The organism is Aeromonas sp. LsrichE-8G, from assembly GCF_022869435.1.
Classification (GTDB): domain Bacteria; phylum Pseudomonadota; class Gammaproteobacteria; order Enterobacterales; family Aeromonadaceae; genus Aeromonas; species Aeromonas caviae.
In genome coordinates this window covers 1-1,349 of sequence record NZ_JALIHH010000112.1, presented here as the reverse complement: position 1 = coordinate 1,349, position 1,349 = coordinate 1, and the positions used below count along the sequence as shown (strand labels likewise).

Annotated in this window: 1 protein-coding gene; it reads right to left on the bottom strand. The window is 53.4% G+C overall.

Annotation, left to right across the window (positions count from 1 at the left end):
• Positions 1–260 precede the first annotated feature (260 nt).
• On the bottom strand, positions 261–1,274 hold the full coding sequence (locus tag MUW49_RS15715; protein WP_052815087.1) for an IS110-like element ISAeca3 family transposase: 1,014 nt from the start codon (positions 1,272–1,274) through the stop codon (positions 261–263).
• Positions 1,275–1,349 lie beyond the last annotated feature (75 nt).

Sequence of the window (1,349 nt, the reverse complement as noted above, 5' to 3'; positions counted from 1 at the left end):
AAAATCTATGGTCACCCCCTTTTTTGCAACCTTGATTTCGGGTGTTGTGGTTGGCTTGCTTAAATCTATCCGGCGTCTTGATGGAGAATGTTCTCCGCGCCACGATGAGAATCGCGCCTGACTGTCCTAAAAAGACCCTCGGCCTAGAAAGCCTATTCTTTTGCCAGGTTATCAGTCAGGCCGGTATGCCGTTCACGTCATCCAATATCACAGTCGCAAAACCAGGTGGGTGTGTCAGTACAAAAGTAAATAGGGGCGCGTCAGGTTGGCATTGCCCGAAATTCGGTATGCCGTGCCGCCAGCGCCCAAGCCGTGCGGGCCAACTTGTTGGCTAGTGCACAAGCCACAACATTCGAATGCCGCCGAGTCAACATAGACCTGACCCAATCAGCCAATCGTCCCGTTTGCCGCTCTAGCCGTTGCATATAGGCTCGTGCACATTGCACCAACAATCGTCTAAGATTTTTGTCGCCACGCTTGCTGATACCCTTCAGGTTTGCCCGGCCCCCAGTACTGTACTGGCGTGGTACCAATCCGACTGACGCCGCGAAATCACGACTACATCGATAGTGTTTTCCGTCACCGAGCTCGGCGGCCAACACGCTGGCAGTGATCGGGCCGACACCAGGGATTGTCATCAGACGCTGACCAAGATCGTCATCGCCAAGCTGGCTGGCCAGTTCCTTGTCGATCTCGGCAATTTGCTGCTCCAGATACTTGAAATGGGCATGCAGCCTCTCCAACATGGTAATCAGTCGCGCTGGTAACTCGTGTTCAGCCATCACAGAAGGCAGGCGCTTGATGGCGGCATGACCGACGGGCAGACTGATGCCAAATTCGAGTAAAAAGCCGTGTATCTGGTTCGATGCCTTAACCCGATCGCGCACAAACGATTCGCGCACACGATGCAGTGCTCCCAACGTTTGCTGGCTTTCGGTCTTGGGCGTTACAAACCGCATGGAGGGACGGCAGGCGGCCTCGCAAATAGCTTCAGCATCGATGAAGTCGTTCTTGTTGCTCTTGACGAATGGGCGCACGAATTGAGGCGAAATGAGCTTACTCTCATGCCCAAATTCAGCCAGCCGACGAGCCATGTAATGGGCTCCGGCACATGCCTCCATGACGATGGTGCATACAGGAAAAGTTGCGAGGGATTCGATGAGCTTTGTCCGGTTGAACTTCTTGCGAAGAAGAGCCTTGCCGAACCGGTCTTGACAGTGAATGTGAAAAGAGTGTTTACCGAGATCAATACCAATAAGCGCAACGTTTTCCATGATGGCCTCTCCTGAAAGAAAAACACCCTGTCAGCGTACCGCTCACAGGGTGGGGGTGACCATCTCATTAGACCC